Origin of the sequence: Cupriavidus sp. UYPR2.512 (assembly GCF_000379565.1) — a bacterium.
Lineage (GTDB): Bacteria > Pseudomonadota > Gammaproteobacteria > Burkholderiales > Burkholderiaceae > Cupriavidus.
Genome location: NZ_KB903183.1, coordinates 1 through 21,443, shown reverse-complemented (window position 1 = coordinate 21,443; position 21,443 = coordinate 1). Strand labels below are relative to the sequence as shown.

The following is a 21,443-nucleotide window of genomic DNA, read 5'->3' as shown; positions in this document are numbered from 1 at the left end:
GGACGGTGCGCCGGCGCAAGACAATCCGCCGGATCAGCAGAAACTCGCTGCCTGACGACCGGCCACGATCAACCTTCGTACACCAGATTTGACTTCATCTCATAGGCGTGCCGCCTGCACTTGTCTTCTCCGTCATGCTATCCGGGAGGCGTCCGCATAAGCTATTTTAGCTTCGTAAGACGATTACTCTTTCTGCGCTCCAACACGCATTACCGCTTCAGCGTGTCTGAGGGCGCCTCGTGAAACTGCTCGCGATAACCGCTCACGAGCGTCGAACGACTCTCCACGCCCCATTTCTTGGCCGCGCCCAACACCGTGCGGTCGCTGCTGAAAGAATCGTCGAGAAGATCCGCGCGGATGCGCTCCATCCGCAGTTGCCGAATCAGCTCGGTCGGCGAAAGGCCGAGCGAATTCTTGAACGCGCTTTGCAACGCGCGCTCGGTCACGTCGATTTCCGTCGCCACCTCGCGCACCGAAAGATCGCGCCTACTTAGATTTTCCTGCAAGTACCGATACGCGCGCCGGTAACGCGCCGGCAGGCGCGCGGCGACATCGTCGAGTTGCGGCGCCTGCCGTGCGGCCTTGCCCGCGTATGACACGAGCGCCTGCGAATCGTCGCGAAGGGACTGCGCGACGATCAGCGCGTAACGGCTGAAATACAACATGGCTTCTCGGTTACGTCCGAGCTCCTGATGCGTTTTCGCTACCGCATACAGGTACTCGATCTGCCGATGCCCAGCCGACGCAGAATGCTCGATCCGATGCAGCGGTTCAAGCATCATCTCGGCCAACTGCGGCGCTTCGGACGCGATCGCGGCAAGCACGACTTCGAGCCGTGTGGTGCGCAGATAATCACCGAAACCGTGGTGCTGTGCCCAGTTTAGGTGTGCTGTAATGCCGTCGAGCGCTGCGCGTTCGCCACGCGCTATCGCGCGCAGATGCCGCAAATGTTCGACACGTTGACGTAACAGCGGCGCACGCACATTCAATGCTACTACTTCGTGAAGATCGGCCTCGTCGCCCGCCGATTTCATCACGAATCCGCCGGCAACACCCACGCTGCGCACCGTATGATCGCCGAGACCCGACCGCCAGTACGCGTGATCGCTGAACTGCGTCGCGCTGCGTAATTCACGCTGCACAGCGATGTCATAGCGCAAGGTGGCGACGATCTCGCACCAGTGACCGAGCGACGGGTCCGAAGTAGCGGCCGCGAGTTCATCGAGCGCGTCGCTCGAATGGCGCAATTGGCCGAGCTGGTGCAGCGTGCCGACGATGCCAAGCCGCGCTTCGACCTGCTGCCCCGCATCGATTTCCGGCTCGTCGACGAGCCGCGAGAAGCATGACAGCGCCATCGCCAGCCGATGACGAAACAATGCTTGCCAGGCCGCGTTTCGGCACGACGCCGCGCGGATCGCATGGCGCGGCGAGCGCATCGCTTTCTGCGTACGGCGATAGTGTTCCTCGGCCTCGTCGCAGATGCCGAGCGTCATCTGCATGTCGGCGTGCAGCCGCAGCAGTTCGACTGACACGGCGGGGCCCGAGATGTCCAGCCAGCGGCTCGCCTGCGCGGCTGCGGAATGCAGATTACCGTCGCGGACTTTGTTGAGAAAGTCGTCCGGCTGATCCTTCACGGACAACGACGCTGCCAGTGGAAAGTAAAGCGTAAGAAACATGCGTCGTTTCTCCTTGATGCGCGCGCGCGCTTGATGTAGGCGGAAAGAAGTTAATGAGATTTATGAGAACGGGTGGCTGACGTGTTTTGACTGCTAGCGGGTTGATTAGAGATACGCGCTGTGGCAGTCTAGTTTGTTAGACGATGCAACGGCGAAGAGCTTGCGATCTGGTTGGATGCTGTTGGCTGAGAAGCCAACAAACGGTGTGTAGTCGAAAGCTCCGCTCGATGAAAGCGGAGTTGTGCGCGATGGGCTGTGTGCTAGGGGCCGTCCAGCCGAACTCGAGCCGCAGCAATTGACCGAATGGCGCGGCCTTTGCCGTAAGGCCAAAACTGCGCATGGCTTTGATACCGAGCTATGGTCAGCCAAGCGCGTTGGTTCGCTCATCAAGCGGACGTATGTTGAATTCAGCCAAACACAAATCTGGCGTATTCGACTTTGCGACCGATTGGAAAACGGCGTTGTCGTATGTATGCGTTGAAAGGTGGCGCGCCAAGAATTTAGACAGCGGCGCGGGTGGAGCGACGAGTGTGGCTGAGGGGATTCTGAAGGCATGTTGAGCGAGGCGAATATGAACGGCGGCGCATAGGGGCCAGCAGCATCGTGGCTAGCACGATTCTAACTCTACCAAGTCTGTACTCTTTGAGCGACGCATAATTTGGCATTGTTGCGCCTCCCTAAGCCGCAGCGCCTATCAATAGTCGAGCGCCATGTGTTCAAGGAGCCAGAGCGTCGCTGGAGTGTATTTCGGTGTGTCCAGTGAACGCGTCATCGCGTAAAGGTAGCTGTCGGCAGCGGGCAGCCCGAGATTCGGCCGGCATTCGAAATTGGTCAACCTTCCTTCGAACGTGAAGCCGAGCCTTTCCATGGCGCTGTGCGCGTCACCGTCGACAGCGCAGTGTGCATAGATGCGCAGAATTGGCGGCTGCGCGAGCGTCCACTGGAGCAGCTTGCGTAGCGCATAGAGAGGGGCACGCAGGCGCCGCGCGCCATCTCGTCTGGTGATAATGAAACCGACCTCGACGCGCGGCGGATGGGGTTGCAACTCGATCAGGCCTGTGAGTCGACCGCTCGCGCGGAGCTCCAGAACCCATCGTATCAGCGTTCCACTACGCCAGCCTGCCGCCGACTCTTCGATGAACGCGAGCGTCTCATCAAGCTGCGTATGACGTTTGAAGCTCAGATCGCGCGTGGTAGTAGGATCGCCGAGCATTTCGTTGAAGAGCATGTGTGCGTCGCCCACTTCGGGCGGGCGCATCAGCAGGTCGTCGGATTCGATCAGGGCGGGAAAGCGGAATTCAGACATTACGGATTCACGCGTGGAAGACAAGCTTATTGTCAGCGGCCTAGCGCAAACGCGTAGCCATCACCCCGTAGGCGCAACTGCGTAAGCGAATGTGCGTACTGCATATTGCTTGCGTTGCGCCACAAGCTTCGTGCTGTCTGCCCGTGTTTCGCGAGGCACATGCATAACTTGGACACGAGCGCTACCATGTAAGATACAGCGGCACAGGTGGGTTGCCGCGCCAAATCCAGGAGTCCTCGTATGAGCAACTCAGTCATCGTCGCATTGCCTGTGGCAAGTACAAGCAACATAGGCAGCATAAACAACGGTTCGAGGCCGCAGACCGTGTCCGAGTCCGCAGTGACCGTACCGATGCGCATCAGGTTGCCTGGCGTGATCGCAGGCCTTATCGACATTCCCGTGCCGAATCGTCCCTTAGCGGTCCGTCCGTCGCGCAACTTGAGGCTGTTGGTGCCGCCCGAATTATCCGCAGGACTGACCCCGCCAAGCGCCGCGCGCAACGGTCATGGTGACGCGTCGTCATGGGCGAAAACGTCAGCGTCGGCCCCGGTGGCAGGCCTTACCGAAGAGCGGCGCGTTGACTATGAGGCAGCCGATACCGACGCGGTCAACACGATGCTTGCAGAATCGGCAGCATTCGTCGAACTAATCAAGCACATGGGCCACGTCATACGCGAAGCGACATGAGCTGCAGTATGTATGAGCCGTGATCGACTGAGTGTGTCGCTTTTTACGAGCGTAGCCATGTGAATTCTCCAGCCACGATCCCCTCGAACATCTCATCAGTCGATTCGATGATGCTCTTGCGCCAGTAGCGCCCGTGTTCGGCGTAGTGCGCAAGGAGGTCGGCGAGCGCAGCGCCATCGACTTCATAGGTCATAGGCAGGCGCAGAACGAGTACGATTCCACCGGTATCCGTGTCGAGCCCGAGTTGCGCCTGATCCTGCGCGTAGATCAGTAGGTTCGCCTCTAACATCAGTCGAAACACGACGAGCGTGCGGCCGGCTGTCACTGTGCCGAAATGAAAATTGACGTAAAGTGCGTCCAGATCGTTCTGAAAGTGTTCGAGGCGCACGTCGAAGCCTTCGACCTCGATCGAACGTGTACGCAGCACGTACTCAGCGTCTGCAAAACCGACGGCTGCGCACAGGTCGCGCACGAGCGCCGCATAACGCTTTGAACTTTCGTTGGTGTCCAAATAAGGGCCTGCGCAACTCGGGAAAGGCAAGCCGGCCACGTAAGTAGCCGGCGCGTATGGTGAGCCGCGAGCCGATAGGACAACGGTACGTGCCGGCCCGGCGTCGCCCGTCCGCGACCGACCGTACCGATCGTTCGCTTAGTGCCCTGTAGCACCCTGGATCGTTTGACCCGCGGTTTTCATGGTATTCGCCAGCGCACCCGTCAGCGACATCAGCATTGTTGCCTTCGCGGAAGCGAGCGCTGCCGCGCTGGCTTCGCTGGCAGCTCCGACGATTGAACCTGCTGTTCCTAGTGCAGTCATAGGACCTCCTAATTGAAGTTAATAAGAAAATGCCGCCCGTTGTGATGTCCTGCCGCATCTACACCGGACCAGCCTCGTGCCCGGCGTGTTCGCCGCCGGTGGCGTGCTTACGACGCGCCGCGTTTTCCGCGAGGTCATCGACGATGCGGCCCGCAGCGAGCAGGCCGCGATAGAGCGTCGCGAGTTCGTCGCGCTCGACCGCCGTCGCGCTGCGCGCTTCGCTCACGTTCTGTGCGGCCGCTTCCAGGGCAACGCGAATCGCAGCTATGCGCGGTCCGCCATCAGGATCGGTGAGCGCCTGTTGTAGATCGTTGAAGGCGGCGGCACAGGTTTCGAGTGGTGCGTATAGGCTTGATGCTTCCGTCATCTATTGGCCTCATGATTGTGGCAGAAGGACGTTGTTTTCGCGGGCGGAAGGCCCCGACAGAGGCCGGGTCATGAGAACTTCCTCGAAGGGAAGCACACGCTTGGCCGCCCGCTGCGCCCGGTACATCTTCGCTGTGGCGCGGTATCCGCTACCTGATGGCCGTGGTTACCATTATTTGCGTCGCTGCTTTCGTGCTTGGCGGGCGCGTTGTCCTCCACTGCCGTGACCGGCATCACCCGACAGCGACGCGGGCTCATACAACCAGTTGGAAGAATGTACCGTGCGCGCCTGCACATTTTGATATCCTAGCAGTCGCCGATGGTCGCTTGGGCTCGCGATGCGAAGCGGATACAGGAAAACCGAAACTGGCGCGCGATATGTGGCATTTCGTAGGCGAAGTCATGGGTTGGCTGCGCGCTGTAAAGTGCGCACGTTCATTGCGTGAGCGCGCAACGAGGGGGTGAAGGGCTTGCTGTACATCAGCAGAAGGAGCGGCATGAGCAGATTTAGGCGTTCAGCGCGGCAGAGGCTTCCCGATGATCCTTCGTCTTTTGCAGGCGCCCCGCTCGACACTGTTTGCCGCGCCGCGGATGCTATGATCAGACGCTGCCGCCAAGCGCTCATGCTGGCCCCAGCGGGTGCGTCCCTTTGTTGCTGTATCACCATAAGCTCAAAAAAAAGTTCGTGTATTCGACTATCGATCAGGGCGCCGGGATACGCGGACGCTTCGTCGCGCAGGGCAAGCAGCGCCTCGCACCATAGGCGCGGCAGGGTCTCCGAAAGACCAGCACCAAGCGCTTGCGCGGCGAGGCATTTGTGCAACACGCCACGTGCGGGGGGCGTAATACCTTTCTTTTCGCTGCGCATGTGGAGTTCTGCACGCGGCGACCGCTCATCACCGTCGCGGCCATCATGTTGCTGCCCCCCGCTGCCACGTTCACCGCCATCACGTGTGGCGCGGTCGATACCGACGCCATCCGACGCAGACTCGTTCGCATCGTTGTCCGTTATAACGATGGGCCACCGTCTCCCCGCGCGACGTAACACATGGCGCTTGCGCTCGTTGAGCGCCGCGAGCTTGCGCGCGAGTAGCGAACCGCGTGTTGAGGCCTCTTGCGTGCGTGCGTAGCTAAACGTAATTGTGCCGCGATACAGCACCGCGAAGCGTGCGACGGCAACTTGACTGGAGCTCTCTTTAGCCATATTAGCCTGCACCGCGACCGTAGGTGTCGATGTGCCGATGCGCATCATTGCGGCACCGCCGTGTGCATGATTTCGTTCGCGAAGTTCAGCAGCGCAGCGGCTGATAACGGCGCTGCCATAACGATTGTTACCGTCACCGCAATGAGCTTTACGCCATGTGAAAGTGTTTGGTCCTGCATTGATGTGATCGCCTGCAGGAACGACACGCCGAGTCCGACGAGCGCGGCCACGATAACGATCGGCAACGAGATGTACATGCACAACAGCATGCCCTGAGTTGTGAAACGAACGAACGTGTCGATATCCATGTTTTTTTCCCGTGCCGGGGCACCGCTAGCGATAGGTCATCACAAGTCCGTGGATTAGCGTAGACCAGCCGTCCATCACGACGAACAGCAACAGTTTGAACGGAATGGCGACGTTGGTCGGCGTTACCTGGTTCAGGCCCATCGCGAGTAGCACGTTGGCAATGATCAGGTCGATCACGATGAAGCAGATGAACAACAGAAAGCCGATCTTGAATGCGTCGGTCAACTCGGTCAGCGTGAAAGAGGGCGCAAGGACGATGAGGTCATTTTCATCCAGGCTCGACGCAGCGTCTTTGGGCCATACAATATTCGCCGAGTGGATGAAGAAGCGCTTTTCGCGTTCGTTTGTATGCTTTTTCAGAAAGGTGCGCAGCGGCTCGCGCGCGGCGCTGAAGACCTGGATCAGTGTCTGGGTCGGTTGCCCGGCTATCAACTGACCCTGCATCGACTGCATGGCCTGCATGCCGACCGGCGCCATAACGTAAAGCGACACGAGAATTGCGACTCCGTTAAGCACCATATTGGGCGGAACCTGCTGTACGCCTAGCGCATTGCGCAGGAGGCCGAGAACGATGACGATCTTCGCGTACGAGGTGACGACCATCGCGACGAAAGGGGCGAGGCTGATCGCAACGATGATGATCAGCAGTCCGGCGATGTCACCGAACTGGATCATCGCCGTGCGCCATGCGGAGAATCCGGATGCCAAGGTGATCGCCGACGGTGACGAGTTCGCCAAAGCCGATGGTCTGGCCATGCGTGACAAGCTTGAGCTGTGCTGAGGCAACCGGCTTGGGCAGTTCGAGCACGTAGCCGGGGCCCAGCGCGCACAGCTGTGAAAACGGCAACGCGACTGTGTCGAGTTCGAATTGGACCGGCAGCTCCAACTTGCCGATGTCGATTGGCTTCGATTGTTGATCGGGCGCGAGAAAATCATCCGGTTGAATCGAATCCAGCTGGTTGGTCATGATCGGCTCCTTCGTGAGTATAAGCTTGCGGCATTCGATGTTGACTTGCGCGTGAATGCGCATCAGCCCTGGAGAGCCCCAGGCCACGGTAGCGCTCGGTGGCTGCGCGAGATCCGTGACGCGGCCGTCCGGGCCGCCGGTGACGGAGGGCCCCTCTGCTGCCGAACTATTGTGTGCATGCAGCACTGCGCGCAGATGTCCCGGGAGCGAACGCAACAGGACGTCGCCGGGTGCAAGCGCTCGCAGTGTCTCTACGGGCAGGCGCCGTGAGCCGAGTATCACACGCCCTGGCAGGACGCAGTCGCCAAACGGCGCCGCATTCTGTGAGAGGGAGGAACCGTGATGCCTTGGAACGGCCGCGCCGGAACGGCCCGGGCACAGGGCGTGCAACGTTTCGATCGCCTCGACCACGGACGCCGCAAGCAGCACGCGCACACGATGGCGTCTCCCGTCGAGCGAGAAGGTTGCGTCGAAGGCTGCGTAATCGCGCTGATCAGGCTCACACGCCACGCCGCGTGCGAGTTGGGTAATATGCGTGTCGCGAAGGCCGAGCGTCGCGAGCCGCTGGAGCAGCGGTTCGAGTAGCACACCGGCGGTCGCTATACGCAACGCACAAGCGGTGTCGTCGGGCACGGGCGCGCAGAACCCGTCGGGTAGCGTCACGAAGTCGAGTACGGGGTAGACCGTGAGATCGAATATCGCGCGAATCTCGCCGGCCGGATGCGTGAGCTCAAGCACGCCCGGCCGCTCGAAGGGTGCGGTTAGGCCACCAGTCGCGGCCTCGAGCGTCGCTTGCCATTCGACGATAGCGGCGTCTTGCTGAAGGCGTTTCGCAGTGCCCGCATGGCATAGGAGCCGCGCCACACGGGCCGCAAGCGGCGGCACGGCGCTAAGCTGCAGTGCGTCATGTACGGTTACCTTGCTAGGTGTCTGCACAGTGCCGCAGTGTTTGGAGGCATCGGCAGCCTGCTTTCCTAATTTTCCGGCGGAAACCATCACCCGTTGCATTTCGGCTGTCGGATTAGTCATGCAGTGTTGCTTAAAAGGTGCGGCCTGCGTCGGGCAGAATAATCAATGGACGACTGGCTCACCACACTATCAACTCGATGTCGCGAGGCGTCCCCCACGCGTTCAGCAGCGAAGCCAGCTCGCATTCGAGCATCGTACTGTGGTCGTAGAGTAACTGACTTGTCTCGATGGCCCGGGTGTCGAACCGAAGCGATACCCGGAAACGCGAAAATGTGAGATATAGCGTCGTATCCGGGAGGATGTGCTCGTGGAGCGGAATGCACGCCTCCCAGTTTCCAGCCTCGTTGATCGAGGGGTCGCCGCAGAAAGCCGCGACTTCCCGCGCGAGAAAGCAAGCGAGTATTTGAAAATTTCCTTGAGCGTGAAAGAGGGCGCCGACGGCGGGCCTCCTCGCGGAGGGAAGGTGCTGTAGCAACGCCTCGGGCGCGGCAATCGTGCCTCCCGATGCGCGAGTGCCTTCCACGGCGGCATAGGCTTCAGTGATAGCGCTTGAATTGTTGGCTTGATTGTCCTCGACGCGAATTGCGTCCGGGCCGCTCGTCGCGTTTCGAGGGGTAGAGTCCGTTTGTACAACGGCCGTCTCGTCGTCGACCGAGACCGCGGGTCGCAGGGAGCGCGTGCGGCGCGCGAGCGCCGCGTAATCAAAACGCCGGGCCCGCGGCGGGCTGGCTGCGAGACGCTGGTCGGTATCGGACGAGATGATCCGCAGCAGACGTGGTTCGAGGATCGTCATGGTGCAGGTGTCCGTAACCCTACGTGATACTAGATCATGACGCGCCCGAGCGGGCGCAGTTCGACATGCTCGCCAAGTTCCTGATACGAGTAGACCGCGAGCCAGCCGAGCCGCGCCTCGATCATGCGGCGCACGTAGCGCCGAATATCCATCGAAGTAACGAGCGCGACGTCGTCACGCGGCGTATCGCCGACGAAAGACTGGATCCGGTCAAGTAGGGAGCCCACTTCGTCGGGCGGCAGCGCGAGGAAGTTGCCAGTTGGCGTTTGCTTGATCGCCTGGCGGATATGCTGCTCCACCGGTAGATCGAATAGCACCGCGGGAAGCTGGCGACCGGCCCCCGCCGCGCGATGTGCGAGAAAGCGAGCGAGATCACCGCGCACATACTCGGTCAGCATCAGAGTGTCCTTTTCCTTCGCACCCCATACAACAAGGCTCTCCAGAATGCTGCGCAAGTTGCGAATCGGGATCTGCTCCTCCAGTAGCCGCCGCAGTACATCGGCGATGCGCTGCGGCGGCAGCACCTTCTGCACTTCCGCGACCAAGCCCGGATACTCAGCGTTCAGCTGGTCCAGTATCCACTGCACTTCCTGAATACCGAGAAAAAGCGAAGCGTGCTTGCGCAGCATCGCCACCGAGGCGTGCGCGATTACCTGTTCCGGACGCCAGGCCAGCTGTTTCGACGGCAAGCTCTTTTCGTCGATCCACCACGTTGGCCCAGGGCCGCCGTCGAGTCCGCGCCGCTCTTCTCCACGGCCGTCAGCGGAAAGCAGGGCGGACCCATCGGTGAGCGTCGGCTCAGGCAGCATCACCTTGCCGGGCGGTAGTTCGATCGTGCAATACGGAACGTCATGCATCAGCAGTTCGCAGCTTGAGGCGGGCAACTCGTTGCATGTCCACATCGTGATGCCGGGAAACGGTAAGCCGAGATACTCTTGCAGACGCGCGCGCTCCGCTTCAAATGAGCGGTCCAGCGCGGCGGTCGAAAGGCGCGCGACAAGTTCGTGGGAAATGCGTACGCCGAGCGGGCACGTGAACTGCGGAGCACGCGTTAGGATCGCAGGCGTCTCGACTTTAGACCCTGCACGCTGCATCGCGTTGACCGTTTCGCCCGCGTGAGTGGTCGCTTCCGGGGTGCCCTTGCCGAGCCGGTAGCCACAGAGGGCGACGATCCCTGCGATTAGCAGAAACAGCGAAGTCGGAAAGCCTGGAACCACAGCGAAGCCGAGGAGCAGCAGGCTCGCGAAGAAAAGCGGACGAGCGCTTGCCGAGAGCTGGCGGCCGATCTCTTCGCCGAGCGAAAGCGGCCGTGCGTCGCGTTCATCGGAAACGCGGGTGATCACCACACCCGCGGCGACCGAAAGAAGCAGCGATGGAATCTGGGAAACCATCGCGTCACCGACCGACAGAATCGAAAAGCGGTTCGCCGCTTGGCCCACTGACATCTCGAAATACGCCATCCCCACCCCGATCCCCGCAGTGATGTTGATCAGCGTGATAATGAGACCGGCCACCGCATCGCCCTTGACGAACTTCATCGCGCCGTCCATCCCCCCGTGCAGTTGACTTTCGACGGAAAGCGTCGCGCGTTTGCGGCGCGCTTCTTCGGGCGTGATCAGATTGGCGCGCAGATCGGCGTCGATGCTCATCTGCTTGCCGGGCAAAGCGTCGAGCGTGAAGCGCGCACCGACTTCCGCCACGCGTTCCGAGCCTTTTGCAATCACGACAAACTGTACGGTCGTGATGATCACAAACACCACCATGCCGACGACTAGGTTACCGCCTAACACGAGCGCACCGAAGCCTTCGATGATGTTGCCAGCATCCGCGTGCAGCAGAATCGATTTGGTCGACGCAATGTTCAGCGACAGCCGGTACAACGTGGTAAATAGCAGCAGCGATGGAAATACCGAGAGCGACACCACGTTCGGTACATACATGGTCACCATCAGCAACGTCACGCTGATCGTGATGTTGATGGCAAGCAGGAAGTCGATTAGAAGGGGCGGCAGCGGTAGAATCATCAGCGAGATGATCGCGACCATGAGTATCGCGATGCCGATTTCGCCGACGGCGGGCGGCTTAAGCATTTTGAACATTGCGGCTCTCGTGGTCGTTTTGTTTCTGCTGATCTTCGACAACCCGTGCTCCAATTGCGTCGACCCAGCGCAGGATAGCGGCGACAGTTTCGAACAATTCTTCCGGAATCGGCTCGTCGATTCCTACTTTGTAGAGCGCGCGTGCGACCGGCGGGTTGCCGAGGATCGGCACGTTCCAGTCGCGCGCGATTCGCCGCAATTGCGCCGCACTCTCGTCCACGCCGCGTGCGACCACAAGCGGCAGCGGATGTTCGCTCGGCGCATAGCGGATTGCAACCGCATAGTGCGTGGGATTGACAATGAGCGCATTTGCGAAGCCGACGCGGTGCGTGGGCGCAGCCGACGTTGCGAGCTCCCGTGCGAGTTTCTTGCGCTCCTTCTTGATCTTTGGGTCGCCCTCCATCTGCTTGTGCTCGCGCTTGACTTCGTATTTCGACATTTTCAGCTTGCGCAGAAAGAGCACGCGTTGCACCTTCATGTCTACCAAGCCGATCACGATGAACACGACCGCCGCGACCGCAAAGAGCTTAATCAGCAGAGACCAGAAGAGCTTCGACAATTCCGGTAGCGGTTGATACAGCGAGCCGACCATCAACGGAAGAGTCCGCTTGATCGTGAACCACATGACCGCGCCGATAATCGTTGACTTGATCACCATCTTCAGGAGGTCGATCACAGTGCGCCACGAGAAAATCCGCTTTGCGCCGTCGATGGGGCTCACATGTTTGAGGTCGGGCAAGACGGGCTTAGTTGCGATCTGAAAGCCAACTTGCGGAAACAGCGCGGCCACCGCAGCGAGCGCCGCGGCGCCTACGCACGGAGCGATCACGATTAGTGCTTGCGTGCCGAGGTCGAACAGCTTGCCGAACATGAGTGGCTGATCGTGGTTGCCTGACGCAAACTCAAGCGCGATACTTACGATCGAGTGCAACGCCCCACCTAAGCTTGCTGTCGAGAACGAGAGCAAGCCGACGACGGCAGCGATCGTAGCCGCATCGACGAGATCTGCGCTCTTCGACGTCTCGCCGTCCTTACGGGTGTCGCGCAGCCGTTTTTTGGTGGGCCGTTCTGTCTTGTCTTCGCTCATGACATTCCGGTCGAGGTTGTCGAGTGGCTCGCACCCGATGCCGCTGACTATGGAAGCCAGACGGTAGCCGGACACTCGCCACTAGATGTTGGCGATGCGAATCCCGCCCAGAATAAACGAAGCGACTGACCTATCGTGCTCATGCTTCGCGTGGATCGCGCAGGCTTCGTATTGCGCATGCCGCGTTCTACGCCAGGGGGTATTCTGATGTATCGCTGCGCGCCACACTTGGGCTGTGACCGGCGCTCACGCAGCAGCGCTACTTCGATAAGTCCATCAGTAGGAGTTCCAAGCCATGAGTGCCGCCACGCCGGATTACCTCAACTGCAGTCAGCCAATTGTGGCCGGTCTGATAAACACGCTATCCTGCGCGCTTCTCAACAATTTTCCGACGCTCGAGGCGGATCCTTACGATATCGAGTTGACCCTCGACGCAGTGCGTCTTCTGCGCCCCCGAATGGCCGAGCTCGACACGATGAAGGCCGCGCTCTCTATGCAGCGCGGTCACTGGGACGACGCGATCCATGTGTTCTCGCGCGTAATCGAGGGGGCGCCGGATTTCTCATATGCGAAGGCGCTGCTTGCTTTCTGCCTTTCAATGAAGGGCGATGCCGGCTGGCAGCAATGGGCGACCGCGGCTATTGCGCAGAATCCGGACCGCGACTCGCGTCAGCTCGTCCGCGCACTTGAAGCCTATGAAGAGCTGCTCGAAGCGATTCGCTTGTATGAAAATGGCGGCCCCTTTGAAGTGCCGTTCTCGATCACTGCGCTAAACGACGAACTGCCAAGAAAGCCGGCGGCGATAGTGCCACCGGCTGCGCATAAGCAAAGCGAGACCGCCGCGCGGCAAGGTTACTTGCGCATCTAAGCGTGCCGGGTGGCGCTACTGCGTCGTCTGAAATCCTACACGGCAAGAGAACCATGGCACTTTCTGTCACGAATTACCAGATCGCGGCATCGCCAGCAGCCGACATTGGGGCGGGCGCATCGCTGCAACAGGCAGGCGACCGCTTCAAAGTGTTGATGCAGAACGCCCGTATGGAGCCGCCCAATCACGGTGACGACGGGGGCACCAACGTCATCGCGAAGATGGCGGCTTTGCAGGATGCGGCAATCCAAAAGTCGGTGGACGACGTAATAGCGCTGTCCAGCGATGCCACAAGAATGTCCATGCAGGAGATGACCGCCGCTGCGATGAAGGCGACGCTTGAGCTCGCCAGCACGCAACTTGACATGGAGGCCAAGATGGGGGTGGTCAACTCGTCGAAGTCGTCAATCGAAACGTTGATGAAGAATCAATAGGCCATGTTTCATCCCATGAGAGTTGCCATGCAAGCGAGGAGCGCCGCAGCTCTGACTAGCCCCCGACCCATATTGCGCACGCTCTTCGTTGCGCTCGCCGGCTGTATCATGCTCGCCGGCTGCCACAAGGAGCTCTATCGAAATCTGACCGAGCAGGACGCGAATGAGATGGTGTTGGCGCTGCTGGAGCATGGCGTCGAAGCATCGAAGAGCACTATCGACAATGGCAAGACCTGGACGCTCGAGGTCGACGACAAGCACCTAGTTCACGCGATGCAGATGCTGCGCGAACAAGGGCTGCCGCATAGCCGTTACGACGATCTCGGCAGCCTCTTCAAGAAGGACGGCCTTGTGTCGACGCCAACGGAGGAGCGTGTTCGCTTTATTTATGGATTGTCGCAGGAACTCTCGGCGACGTTATCGAAGATCGACGGCGTGATCGTCGCGCGTGTGCATATCGTACTTCCGAACAATGATCCGCTTGCGCAGAAGATGAAGCCGTCGTCGGCCTCGGTGTTTATCAAGTACCGGCCCGATTCCGACGCGAGCGCGCTTGTGCCACAGATCAAGGCGCTCGTGGTCCACAGCGTCGAAGGCTTGAACTACGACGCGGTCAGCGTGAGCGCCGTGGCCGCCGACCCTGTCGATCTGCCGGCGCGCGAGCCAATACGCGCGTCGCCGCTGCCGACGCTGATTGCCGCGGCGCTGGTGTTCGTAGGCAGTGCGGCAAGCCTGTTCCTGTGGCTGCGGCGCGCCATTCCGGCGCAGGGTCCAGCCGGTCGGCTTTATCAACGGATTCATGCGCGAATCATTGCGTTCGTTGGCAAGTGGTGGCGCACGAAGCCGTCGTCAGCTGGATGATGGGCGGCATTCATGGTGCCCAGTCAGCCATGCCAGCGGCGTCCTCGATGCCTTTGCCAACGACCTTTTCCGTTGCGCGTCTCGCTGCCGCGCTCGCCGCGTGGGAGCGCAATGCAAGAGAGGCCGCGCGCTGGGCGCATCCGTCGTGGTGGGCACCGGCGCTCGATGTGCCGCCCCCTGCTGTATTCGCTTCATTCGACGCACTGCGCGAAGCGCTCGCGAGCGCGCACAACGGCACCATTTCGATCTGTTCGCTGGCGCTGCTGCGCGCGTTGCAAGTGGCCATGCCTGACTTCAACAGCCTGCGTGCACCGGACCCGAAAGTGCTCGACGCTTTGCCTGTCGACGACGGCCTGCGGGTGCTGCGCATGCGCGCACTGCTGTTGCGCCGGACGGAGGTGCGCCGGTTGATCGACAAGCAGAGCCGCCGTCGCATCGCGCAATGGGTGGGCGTGCCGCTCGAGCGATTGACTCTGGCAATGGGGCATGCGATGGACCAACCAGTGCCTGCAAATGTCCGCTCGCCCGTCATAGAGCTCGGTCATCGTCCGGCGCTTGACACGATTGACGAGGAGAGGCTCGCCTATGAGGGCTACGCACTGATCGCGCATGACATGCAAGGGGAGTCAGATTCCGCGATACCCGTCGGGAGGCAAGTCAGAGCGCGGCTTGATGAAGAAGGCACTCCGCGCCCTTGTCCGCTCCTGCGCCTCGCATTGCCGCGCGACGTACCGCCGCCGTGGTTCAACCCCAGCGTGCGTGAACTCGACGCCAGCGGGACAGCGCTTCTTTTCGCCCAACTTCCCGAACTGCTTCCGGAGTGGGGATGGCTATTTGGTTGAGATCGGATCGCCTACTGCCTTCCGCCCATACTGCTCACTGTGGCATGCGGGGCAACGCACATGTGGGCGCGCATTCGGACGTGGTGCCGCGCGCCACGTTCGGCGTGCTGATGGAAATCGATACGGCCTACGCGCAGCTCGCGGCAGACCGGGACGCCACGATGGCCGCCGCACGCGACGAATCCGCTACCATCATCTCCGCTGCACACGCAGAGGCTCAAACGATCCTCCAGGCAGCGCGCTGTGAATACGAGAATGCCGCTACGCGCGGTCACCGTGATGGCGAAGAACGTGCCCTTAGTGAGTGGGTCGAGCGGCTCGCGGATGCAGGCGATCGGCAGCGTCTTGTGCAATTGAAAATGCGCGAGCGGATCGCGAGCATCGTGACGTTGCTCGTCGAGCAGATCGTTCAAGTAGAGCAGGCCGACAAGCTATTCGAGCGGGCGCTGTCGTCGGTGGACCGCATCGTTGAGGAGGCTGCTTGGCTGCGCGTCGCGGTGAGTCCAGTCGATTACGACAAGGCTTGCGTTGCGTTCAAAAGGTTATCAGCACGCTGGCGTGATCTGGGTCGGCCATTTCCGCTGTCCGTCATCGCGGACAAGCGGCTTGCGCCGCGCAGTTGTTTGTGCGAGTCGGATTTAGGTGTGATCGACGCGAGTCTCGCTACGCAAATGCGAGCGATACGGCTGGCGGTCTCGCGGGCGGTCAAGCAGTCGGGGAGCGAGTTGGGCACAATCGCAAAACTGAGGCTCGATCCGTGTGCCGAAGCAGCGGATCGCCACGATGCAGCGCTCGCCGATGCAAGGGAGGAATAGCGATGACGCTGCCACTCGCGGCCGACATGCCGTCCATGAGCCAAGCCAACGAAGCGGACGACGCACTTTTCCTCCTGTTGGAAGGGGAACGGCTAGCGGATTCGATCGAACACGAAATTCTCTCGACGGCGAGTATCGCGCGGACCGGAAAGGTGCTCGATGTCATCGGCACGATGGTCAAGGTAGCCGGTCTCGACGTGACGCTCGGCGAGCTGTGCGAGCTGCGCGCGGCCAACGGCGAATTGCTTCAGTACGCGGAAGTGATTGGCTTCACGCGCGATGTCGCGCTGCTTTCGCCGTTCTCGCGCCTCGTCGATATCTCGCGCTCTACGCGTGTCGTGGGTCTGGGCCGGCCTATGACGGTGCGGGTCGGCGACGGGCTGCTCGGTCGCGTGATCGATTGTCTTGGAGAGCCGCTGGATGGACGCGGCCCGCTCGACACATTCGACGAGCGCCCGATTTTCGCTAACCCACCTTCGCCAATGAGCCGACGCATGATCGAGACGCCGCTTGCCACTGGGGTACGCGTCGTCGACGGCATGATGACGATTGGGGAAGGCCAACGTATGGGAATCTTCGCGCCGGCGGGCGTCGGGAAGAGCACGCTGCTCGGGATGTTCGCGCGCGGCGTGCAATGCGACGTGACCGTGATCGCGCTGATCGGCGAGCGGGGCCGCGAAGTGCGAGAGTTCGTTGAACTGATTCTCGGGCCAGAGGGCATAACGCGATCCATTGTCGTGTGCGCGACGTCGGATAGATCGTCGATCGAGCGTGCAAAAGCGGCCTATGTAGCGACCGCGATCGCAGAACACTTTCGCGACCGCGGACAGCGTGTGCTGCTGATGATGGATTCGCTGACCCGCTTTGCGCGCGCGCAGCGCGAAATCGGGCTTTCCGCCGGCGAGCCGGCCGTGCGGCGTGGCTTTCCGCCGTCGACCTTCGCCGAGTTGCCGCGTCTTCTGGAACGCGCCGGTATGGGCAAGAGCGGCTCGATCACGGCCATCTACACTGTGCTCGCGGAGGACGAATCGGGCAACGATCCGATCGCCGAGGAAGTGCGCGGGATCATCGACGGGCACATGATTCTTTCGCGCGAAATCGCCGCAAAAAACCAGTATCCCGCGATCGACGTGCTCGCGAGTCTCTCGCGCGTGATGCCCCAAGTCATGTCCCCAGACTACGTGCGAGCGGCGACTCGGCTGCGCGAGTTGCTGGCGAAGCATCGCGAGATCGAGATGCTGCTACAGATCGGTGAGTATCAGCCAGGCGGCAATCCGCTTGCGGACGAGGCCATCCGCAAGATCGATGCGATCCACGCCTTCTTTAACCAAGCCACTGACGAACTGGCGGCCCCTCAGGACATCGAGGCGCGGCTTTTTCAGCTAGCGAACGGCTGACAAACGCATGACACAAAGCAGCGAAACGACGCAGCGACGCGTGGCCGCGCTTGAGTTGACACGAGGTCGTCGCGAGCGGCTCGAACGGCGTCTGCAAGCACGCCTCATCGGCGCGCGTGAAGCGCATGCTGAGGCGCTCGCGCATCGCGACGAGCGCCTCGGGCGCACACAAGCGGAAAGGGAGCAATTGCGCGGCTTACACGCCCGGGTCGCTCACATGATGACGGGCGGTGGCGCATTCCAACTGGCCGAACATAATGCAACAATGCGCTATGCCGACGTAGTCGCTGCGCGTTTGCAGCAGATGGAAAGCGAACTGGCATCGTTCGAAACGGCGTTGCGGAGTCAGGCCGACGAGCTCGCGGCGGCCACGCGCGCGCTGGCGCTAAACTGCGGCCGCATCGATGTGTGCAACGAGCGCATTACCGAGTTGAGTCGAACATTGGAGCGCCATGTAGCGGATCGCGACGACGAGGAAACCGAGGAAGCGGCGCTGGCGCGTCTGCGCCAATCGCCGCACCTCGTGAATTTCAGATAGGATTAACCATCCATAGTGACCGAAACCCTTACTACGCTGCCGCAATTCGGAGCTATGTTGATCCGCTCGCTGACGGTGCTTGGCCTATGTTCAGTGCGGCTATTCGTGACGCTCTACCTATTTCCGCCCACCGCGGAAGGCATTCTGCAAGGCGTGATGCGCAATGGCATCGTGGTGCTGTTCAGCTCGTTCATCGCCTATGGGCAGCCCGTATCGCTCTACACGTCGCTGACGGGCACAGCGCTGGTTGTGATCGGTCTGCGCGAGGGGGCCATTGGGTTGCTGCTCGGCTTCGCGGCATCGACGGTGTTCTGGGTCGCGGAAGGGGCCGGCATCTACGTTGATGAACTCACCGGCTACAACAATGCGCAGGTCACTAACCCGCTGCGCGATGATCAGTCGACTCCGACAGGGACGCTGCTCTCGCAGATAGCGAGCGTCGCGTTCTGGACCTTTGGTGGCATGACGTTCCTGCTCGGCGCGCTCTACGAGTCGTATCACTGGTGGCCGCTGACTGCCGCGACACCGGTGCCTGCAAACGTGCTTGAGAGTTTCGCGCTGCATCAGACGGATTCAGTGATGCAGACCACCGCCAAGCTCGCTGCGCCGATGATGCTGATGCTGCTGCTCATCGATTTCGCGTTCGGCTTCGTGGCGAAGTCGGCGCAAAAGCTCGAGATGATGACGCTCAGTCAACCAGTGAAGGGCGCGCTCACGGTGATCATGCTCGCACTTTTTGTCGGTATTTTTGTCGATCAGGTTCGCGACCAGCTCGTGCTAGCTGAGTTCGGTGAGCAATTGCGCGCGCTTGCCGGCGCGGTCCGTAAATAAGGGCTTGCCTCCATGTTAAATCTCAACACTCCTGCGCGTGTATGGTTTAAATCGTCGAGATTTGTACTTCGCACGATTAGATACATCGGGCATGGCCGATCGCGTTGCGTGACAAGCGCTCAATCCTTCGACCATATTGGACATCTTCGAACTCATGAAGAACAAATGGCTTATGCTTGCAGCCAGGCTGGCTTCGTTTCTCGCCTTCGCGTCATCTGCGCTTTTTGCGGCGCCCGCCGAAGCCGAGGACATCCGCTGGCGTAGCGCCGTCGTTCATGTTACCGCTGAAGGGCGGGATGTGAAAGACGTGTTGCGCGATTTCATGGCAGGAGAAGGTGTGCCCACAACCATATCCGACGACGTGCACGGCCGGGTGAGCGGCCGCTTCGACATGCCCCCGCAGCGCTTTCTCGAAATGCTCGCGTCGAGCTTCGGCTTCGTGTGGTTTCACGACGGCAGTGTGCTCTCGATTAGCGACGAGAACACCGTCACGAGGCGCGTTATCAAGCTCGATCATGCCAGCGCCGCTGATCTCCACTCAGCGCTCTCGCAACTGCACCTCGAGAATTCGCGCTTTCCGATCACTTACAACGAAAGCCAAGGGAGCGCGCTCGTCAGCGGCCCGCAAGCGTATGTGCAACTCGTGTCCGAGATCTTGCGCCGTGTCGACGACATCGCCGCACAGCGCTCGGGCTCGATGATCCGCGTGTTCCAGTTGCATCATGCGTGGGCCGCTGATCACAACGTTGAGATCGACGGCAAGACAGTGACGGTGTCCGGTGTCGCGAACGTGCTGTCGGCCATGTACCATTCTCGCGATCAACGCAGCCTCAACGACGCGGACGGCTATGGGCAGTCCGGGGAGCGTGCAGCGCGCGAGGCAACCATGCGCCGAGTGCAACCTATGCGGGACGTCACGGGCCGCACCGATGGTGGAGGCTACGAAGGTGGCGTGAATCCGCCACTGCCGGCAGGTATTGCCGCGAATGGCGGCGTCGCACCGGGCATCGGCGGATTGCGGAACGGCATGGTCGCGGGAGGTGGAGCGGGCATGCAGTCAATCGAGCCGTCCGATAATCCCGGTAGCGGCGGCGGCACGTCGATGAGCGGCAGCCAGACGCTACCCGTTATCGAGGCCGATCCGCGCACGAACTCCGTGCTGATTCGCGACGTACCACAACGCCTCTCGCAGTATCAGACCCTGATCGACAAGCTCGACGTGCGCCCGCGCCTGATTGAGATTGAGGCGCACATCATCGAGATCGATGATAACGCGCTCAAGCAGATCGGCGTCGACTGGCGTGCGCACAGCAGCAAAATCGACATCCAGACCGGCAATGGCAAGACGATGTTCGGCACACAGGCGCTCTCGGATGGCACGTCCGTGATCAACACGGCGCCACTCGGCGGGTCGCTCACAGCCGTACTCGGCAACGCGGGACGTTATCTGCTAGAGCGCGTTAACGCGCTGCAGCAGACAAATCTGGCGAAAATTGACTCGAGTCCAAAGGTCGCGACGCTCAACAACGTCGAAGCCGTGATGGCGCAGAAAAAGCGCTTCTTCGTCCGAGTATCCGGCTACACGTCGGCCGATCTGTACAGCGTGTCAACAGGCGTGTCGCTGCGCGTGCTGCCGCTCGTTGTCGAGGAAAACGGCAGGACAGATATCAAGCTGAACGTTCACATCGAGGATGGGACGTTCACCTCCCAGAAGGTTGACGACCTGCCGGTGATAATGACCAGCACTATCAATACCGAGTCGTTTGTGGGGCAGGAAGAGAGTCTTCTGATTGCCGGTTATCGTGCCGATTCATCGACCAACGGTGAAACGGGCGTGCCAGGTCTCTCGAAGATCCCGCTCATCGGCGCGCTGTTCCGCTATCGCGACGCCCATCGCGACCATATGGAACGACTCTTCTTACTTTCGCCGAGGATCATAGATTTTTGATGATCGTGTCCCATTGGGGCTGAGTAGACTGTGTCAGATCGGAATGGGACACAAGCATAGCGAAGGCGAAGACGCCAGCTGCTTGGTGTGATCTGGTCCACGGTTCCAATTGCGCAGACCGCGACACCTTTTCGCATCGCCAGGGTCCGGATGGCAGGCGGCGAGTAAGCTACATTATCCGTAGTGGATAGGGTCCGAGAACGTTTTTCAACGTAAGGAGATTCTCTTGAGTATCATTCCGGCAGTTTTTACATGGGGCGACCAAGCCGTAGACGGGAGGAGTGGCCTTGGTAGTGTCGGTAAAGGAGCGCTGACTCTCAGTCCTGACAAGATACTCAACGGCGTGGTGGGGACGGCGCATGGTTCGGACCCTAGTGCCGCAGCCAACTCACTGCTTGATGGCGGGGTCAACAAAGTCTTGTATCCCGAAAATGTTGATGATCACCGGTGCCGCTTCGGGCAATCAAATGGGGGCCCGAATCGGGCGCAGATTGCAGGAGACATCCAACGGTTGTTGGATGATCTCGGTGCAGGCGGCATGCCGTCGCCGTACTCAAGCAGCGCGGGATCGGCGCTGGAGGGGGCGCAAAACGCGTCAGGCACGCTCGCCGCCTATATGAATTCCCGCTGCC

Annotated in this window: 22 protein-coding genes and 1 pseudogene; 11 read left to right on the top strand and 12 right to left on the bottom strand. The window is 60.6% G+C overall.

Annotated elements, in window-relative coordinates:
• Positions 1 to 209: 209 nt before the first annotated feature.
• Both A3A5_RS0132690 and A3A5_RS0132685 read right to left on the bottom strand, forming a co-directional pair.
• Positions 210 to 1,676, bottom strand: a complete 1,467-nt coding sequence (locus tag A3A5_RS0132690) for a helix-turn-helix transcriptional regulator (RefSeq protein ID WP_018314657.1) — start codon at positions 1,674 to 1,676, stop codon at positions 210 to 212.
• Positions 1,677 to 2,370: 694 nt separating this feature from the next.
• Positions 2,371 to 2,982, bottom strand: a complete 612-nt coding sequence (locus A3A5_RS0132685) for a GNAT family N-acetyltransferase (protein WP_018314656.1) — start codon at positions 2,980 to 2,982, stop codon at positions 2,371 to 2,373.
• 240 nt (positions 2,983 to 3,222) lie between these two features.
• Between A3A5_RS0132685 and A3A5_RS43780 the strand changes: the two genes are divergently transcribed.
• The gene (locus tag A3A5_RS43780; protein WP_157637360.1) at positions 3,223 to 3,669 is read left to right on the top strand and encodes a hypothetical protein; all 447 of its coding nucleotides are present in this window, start codon (positions 3,223 to 3,225) and stop codon (positions 3,667 to 3,669) included.
• 43 nt (positions 3,670 to 3,712) lie between these two features.
• Here A3A5_RS43780 and A3A5_RS0132675 read toward each other — a convergent pair whose 3' ends face one another.
• The 10 genes from A3A5_RS0132675 to sctU all read right to left on the bottom strand — a co-directional run bounded on the left by A3A5_RS0132675 (position 3,713) and on the right by sctU (position 12,277).
• Complete coding sequence (locus A3A5_RS0132675) at positions 3,713 to 4,180, bottom strand: CesT family type III secretion system chaperone (protein ID WP_026201364.1); 468 nt, start codon at positions 4,178 to 4,180, stop codon at positions 3,713 to 3,715.
• 138 nt (positions 4,181 to 4,318) lie between these two features.
• Positions 4,319 to 4,483 carry a hypothetical protein gene (locus A3A5_RS44200; RefSeq protein WP_198293192.1) on the bottom strand — a complete coding sequence of 55 codons (165 nt, stop codon included), beginning with the start codon at positions 4,481 to 4,483 and terminating at the stop codon, positions 4,319 to 4,321.
• A gap of 58 nt (positions 4,484 to 4,541) precedes the next feature.
• A complete protein-coding gene (locus tag A3A5_RS0132670) occupies positions 4,542 to 4,850 on the bottom strand; it encodes a hypothetical protein (protein ID WP_018314653.1) in 309 nt (102 codons plus the stop codon).
• A 399-nt stretch (positions 4,851 to 5,249) separates the two neighbouring features.
• Complete coding sequence (locus A3A5_RS0132665) at positions 5,250 to 6,101, bottom strand: hypothetical protein (protein WP_018314652.1); 852 nt, start codon at positions 6,099 to 6,101, stop codon at positions 5,250 to 5,252.
• The gene (gene sctS / locus A3A5_RS0132660) at positions 6,098 to 6,361 is read right to left on the bottom strand and encodes a type III secretion system export apparatus subunit SctS (RefSeq protein WP_018314651.1); all 264 of its coding nucleotides are present in this window, start codon (positions 6,359 to 6,361) and stop codon (positions 6,098 to 6,100) included. Before sctS ends, A3A5_RS0132665 begins: the two co-directional genes overlap by 4 nt.
• A 25-nt stretch (positions 6,362 to 6,386) precedes the next feature.
• A complete protein-coding gene (sctR, locus tag A3A5_RS0132655) occupies positions 6,387 to 7,037 on the bottom strand; it encodes a type III secretion system export apparatus subunit SctR (RefSeq protein WP_018314650.1) in 651 nt (216 codons plus the stop codon).
• On the bottom strand, positions 7,021 to 8,358 hold the full coding sequence (gene sctQ, locus A3A5_RS0132650; RefSeq protein WP_232431521.1) for a type III secretion system cytoplasmic ring protein SctQ: 1,338 nt from the start codon (positions 8,356 to 8,358) through the stop codon (positions 7,021 to 7,023). The genes sctR and sctQ overlap by 17 nt, the downstream gene beginning before the upstream one ends.
• A 58-nt stretch (positions 8,359 to 8,416) precedes the next feature.
• Positions 8,417 to 9,091, bottom strand: a complete 675-nt coding sequence (gene sctP, locus A3A5_RS0132645) for a type III secretion system protein SctP (protein ID WP_018314648.1) — start codon at positions 9,089 to 9,091, stop codon at positions 8,417 to 8,419.
• A gap of 29 nt (positions 9,092 to 9,120) precedes the next feature.
• Positions 9,121 to 11,190 carry a type III secretion system export apparatus subunit SctV gene (gene sctV, locus A3A5_RS0132640; protein WP_026201363.1) on the bottom strand — a complete coding sequence of 690 codons (2,070 nt, stop codon included), beginning with the start codon at positions 11,188 to 11,190 and terminating at the stop codon, positions 9,121 to 9,123.
• Positions 11,174 to 12,277 (bottom strand): type III secretion system export apparatus subunit SctU, encoded by a 1,104-nt coding sequence (sctU, locus tag A3A5_RS0132635; RefSeq protein WP_018314646.1) that lies wholly within the window; start codon positions 12,275 to 12,277, stop codon positions 11,174 to 11,176. The genes sctV and sctU overlap by 17 nt, the downstream gene beginning before the upstream one ends.
• A 295-nt stretch (positions 12,278 to 12,572) precedes the next feature.
• Between sctU and A3A5_RS0132630 the strand changes: the two genes are divergently transcribed.
• The 10 genes and pseudogenes from A3A5_RS0132630 to A3A5_RS43775 form a co-directional block, all read left to right on the top strand.
• On the top strand, positions 12,573 to 13,145 hold the full coding sequence (locus tag A3A5_RS0132630; protein WP_018314645.1) for an HrpB1 family type III secretion system apparatus protein: 573 nt from the start codon (positions 12,573 to 12,575) through the stop codon (positions 13,143 to 13,145).
• A 53-nt stretch (positions 13,146 to 13,198) separates the two neighbouring features.
• Positions 13,199 to 13,579 (top strand): type III secretion protein HrpB2, encoded by a 381-nt coding sequence (locus A3A5_RS0132625; protein ID WP_018314644.1) that lies wholly within the window; start codon positions 13,199 to 13,201, stop codon positions 13,577 to 13,579.
• 108 nt (positions 13,580 to 13,687) lie between these two features.
• On the top strand, positions 13,688 to 14,440 hold the full coding sequence (gene sctJ, locus A3A5_RS0132620) for a type III secretion system inner membrane ring lipoprotein SctJ (protein ID WP_232431522.1): 753 nt from the start codon (positions 13,688 to 13,690) through the stop codon (positions 14,438 to 14,440).
• Positions 14,410 to 15,282 carry a type III secretion protein HrpB4 gene (locus A3A5_RS0132615; RefSeq protein WP_232431519.1) on the top strand — a complete coding sequence of 291 codons (873 nt, stop codon included), beginning with the start codon at positions 14,410 to 14,412 and terminating at the stop codon, positions 15,280 to 15,282. The genes sctJ and A3A5_RS0132615 overlap by 31 nt, the downstream gene beginning before the upstream one ends.
• Positions 15,267 to 16,097, top strand: coding sequence for a type III secretion system stator protein SctL (gene sctL / locus A3A5_RS0132610; protein ID WP_051108601.1), 831 nt, complete (start codon positions 15,267 to 15,269; stop codon positions 16,095 to 16,097). The genes A3A5_RS0132615 and sctL overlap by 16 nt, the downstream gene beginning before the upstream one ends.
• A 2-nt stretch (positions 16,098 to 16,099) precedes the next feature.
• Positions 16,100 to 17,494, top strand: a complete 1,395-nt coding sequence (gene sctN, locus A3A5_RS0132605) for a type III secretion system ATPase SctN (RefSeq protein WP_018314640.1) — start codon at positions 16,100 to 16,102, stop codon at positions 17,492 to 17,494.
• A gap of 7 nt (positions 17,495 to 17,501) precedes the next feature.
• On the top strand, positions 17,502 to 18,032 hold the full coding sequence (locus A3A5_RS0132600; protein ID WP_018314639.1) for a hypothetical protein: 531 nt from the start codon (positions 17,502 to 17,504) through the stop codon (positions 18,030 to 18,032).
• A gap of 15 nt (positions 18,033 to 18,047) precedes the next feature.
• The gene (sctT, locus tag A3A5_RS0132595) at positions 18,048 to 18,863 is read left to right on the top strand and encodes a type III secretion system export apparatus subunit SctT (protein ID WP_035814196.1); all 816 of its coding nucleotides are present in this window, start codon (positions 18,048 to 18,050) and stop codon (positions 18,861 to 18,863) included.
• Between the two features lie 154 nt (positions 18,864 to 19,017).
• Entirely contained in the window at positions 19,018 to 20,811 is a 1,794-nt protein-coding gene (gene sctC / locus A3A5_RS0132590) for a type III secretion system outer membrane ring subunit SctC (protein ID WP_026201361.1), read from the top strand.
• Between the two features lie 226 nt (positions 20,812 to 21,037).
• Positions 21,038 to 21,443 (top strand): annotated as a pseudogene (locus A3A5_RS43775) (hypothetical protein); the annotation flags it as partial.

Bases quoted from the DNA above. Each gene is read 5' to 3' on its own strand.
- A3A5_RS0132630 (WP_018314645.1), top strand. From the start codon at position 12,573: ATGAGTGCCGCCACGCCGGATTACCTCAACTGCAGTCAGCCAATTGTG.
- A3A5_RS0132600 (WP_018314639.1), top strand. From the start codon at position 17,502: ATGACACAAAGCAGCGAAACGACGCAGCGACGCGTGGCCGCGCTTGAG.
- A3A5_RS43780 (WP_157637360.1), top strand. From the start codon at position 3,223: ATGAGCAACTCAGTCATCGTCGCATTGCCTGTGGCAAGTACAAGCAAC.
- sctR (WP_018314650.1), bottom strand. From the start codon at position 7,037: ATGATCCAGTTCGGTGACATCGCCGGACTGCTGATCATCATCGTTGCG.
- sctQ (WP_232431521.1), bottom strand. From the start codon at position 8,358: ATGACTAATCCGACAGCCGAAATGCAACGGGTGATGGTTTCCGCCGGA.
- A3A5_RS0132670 (WP_018314653.1), bottom strand. From the start codon at position 4,850: ATGACGGAAGCATCAAGCCTATACGCACCACTCGAAACCTGTGCCGCC.
- A3A5_RS44200 (WP_198293192.1), bottom strand. From the start codon at position 4,483: ATGACTGCACTAGGAACAGCAGGTTCAATCGTCGGAGCTGCCAGCGAA.
- A3A5_RS0132690 (WP_018314657.1), bottom strand. From the start codon at position 1,676: ATGTTTCTTACGCTTTACTTTCCACTGGCAGCGTCGTTGTCCGTGAAG.
- A3A5_RS0132685 (WP_018314656.1), bottom strand. From the start codon at position 2,982: ATGTCTGAATTCCGCTTTCCCGCCCTGATCGAATCCGACGACCTGCTG.
- sctN (WP_018314640.1), top strand. From the start codon at position 16,100: ATGACGCTGCCACTCGCGGCCGACATGCCGTCCATGAGCCAAGCCAAC.
- sctU (WP_018314646.1), bottom strand. From the start codon at position 12,277: ATGAGCGAAGACAAGACAGAACGGCCCACCAAAAAACGGCTGCGCGAC.
- sctP (WP_018314648.1), bottom strand. From the start codon at position 9,091: ATGACGATCCTCGAACCACGTCTGCTGCGGATCATCTCGTCCGATACC.
- sctS (WP_018314651.1), bottom strand. From the start codon at position 6,361: ATGGATATCGACACGTTCGTTCGTTTCACAACTCAGGGCATGCTGTTG.
- A3A5_RS0132625 (WP_018314644.1), top strand. From the start codon at position 13,199: ATGGCACTTTCTGTCACGAATTACCAGATCGCGGCATCGCCAGCAGCC.
- sctL (WP_051108601.1), top strand. From the start codon at position 15,267: ATGGCTATTTGGTTGAGATCGGATCGCCTACTGCCTTCCGCCCATACT.
- A3A5_RS0132665 (WP_018314652.1), bottom strand. From the start codon at position 6,101: ATGATGCGCATCGGCACATCGACACCTACGGTCGCGGTGCAGGCTAAT.
- sctJ (WP_232431522.1), top strand. From the start codon at position 13,688: ATGCTCGCCGGCTGCCACAAGGAGCTCTATCGAAATCTGACCGAGCAG.
- sctV (WP_026201363.1), bottom strand. From the start codon at position 11,190: ATGTTCAAAATGCTTAAGCCGCCCGCCGTCGGCGAAATCGGCATCGCG.
- sctC (WP_026201361.1), top strand. From the start codon at position 19,018: ATGAAGAACAAATGGCTTATGCTTGCAGCCAGGCTGGCTTCGTTTCTC.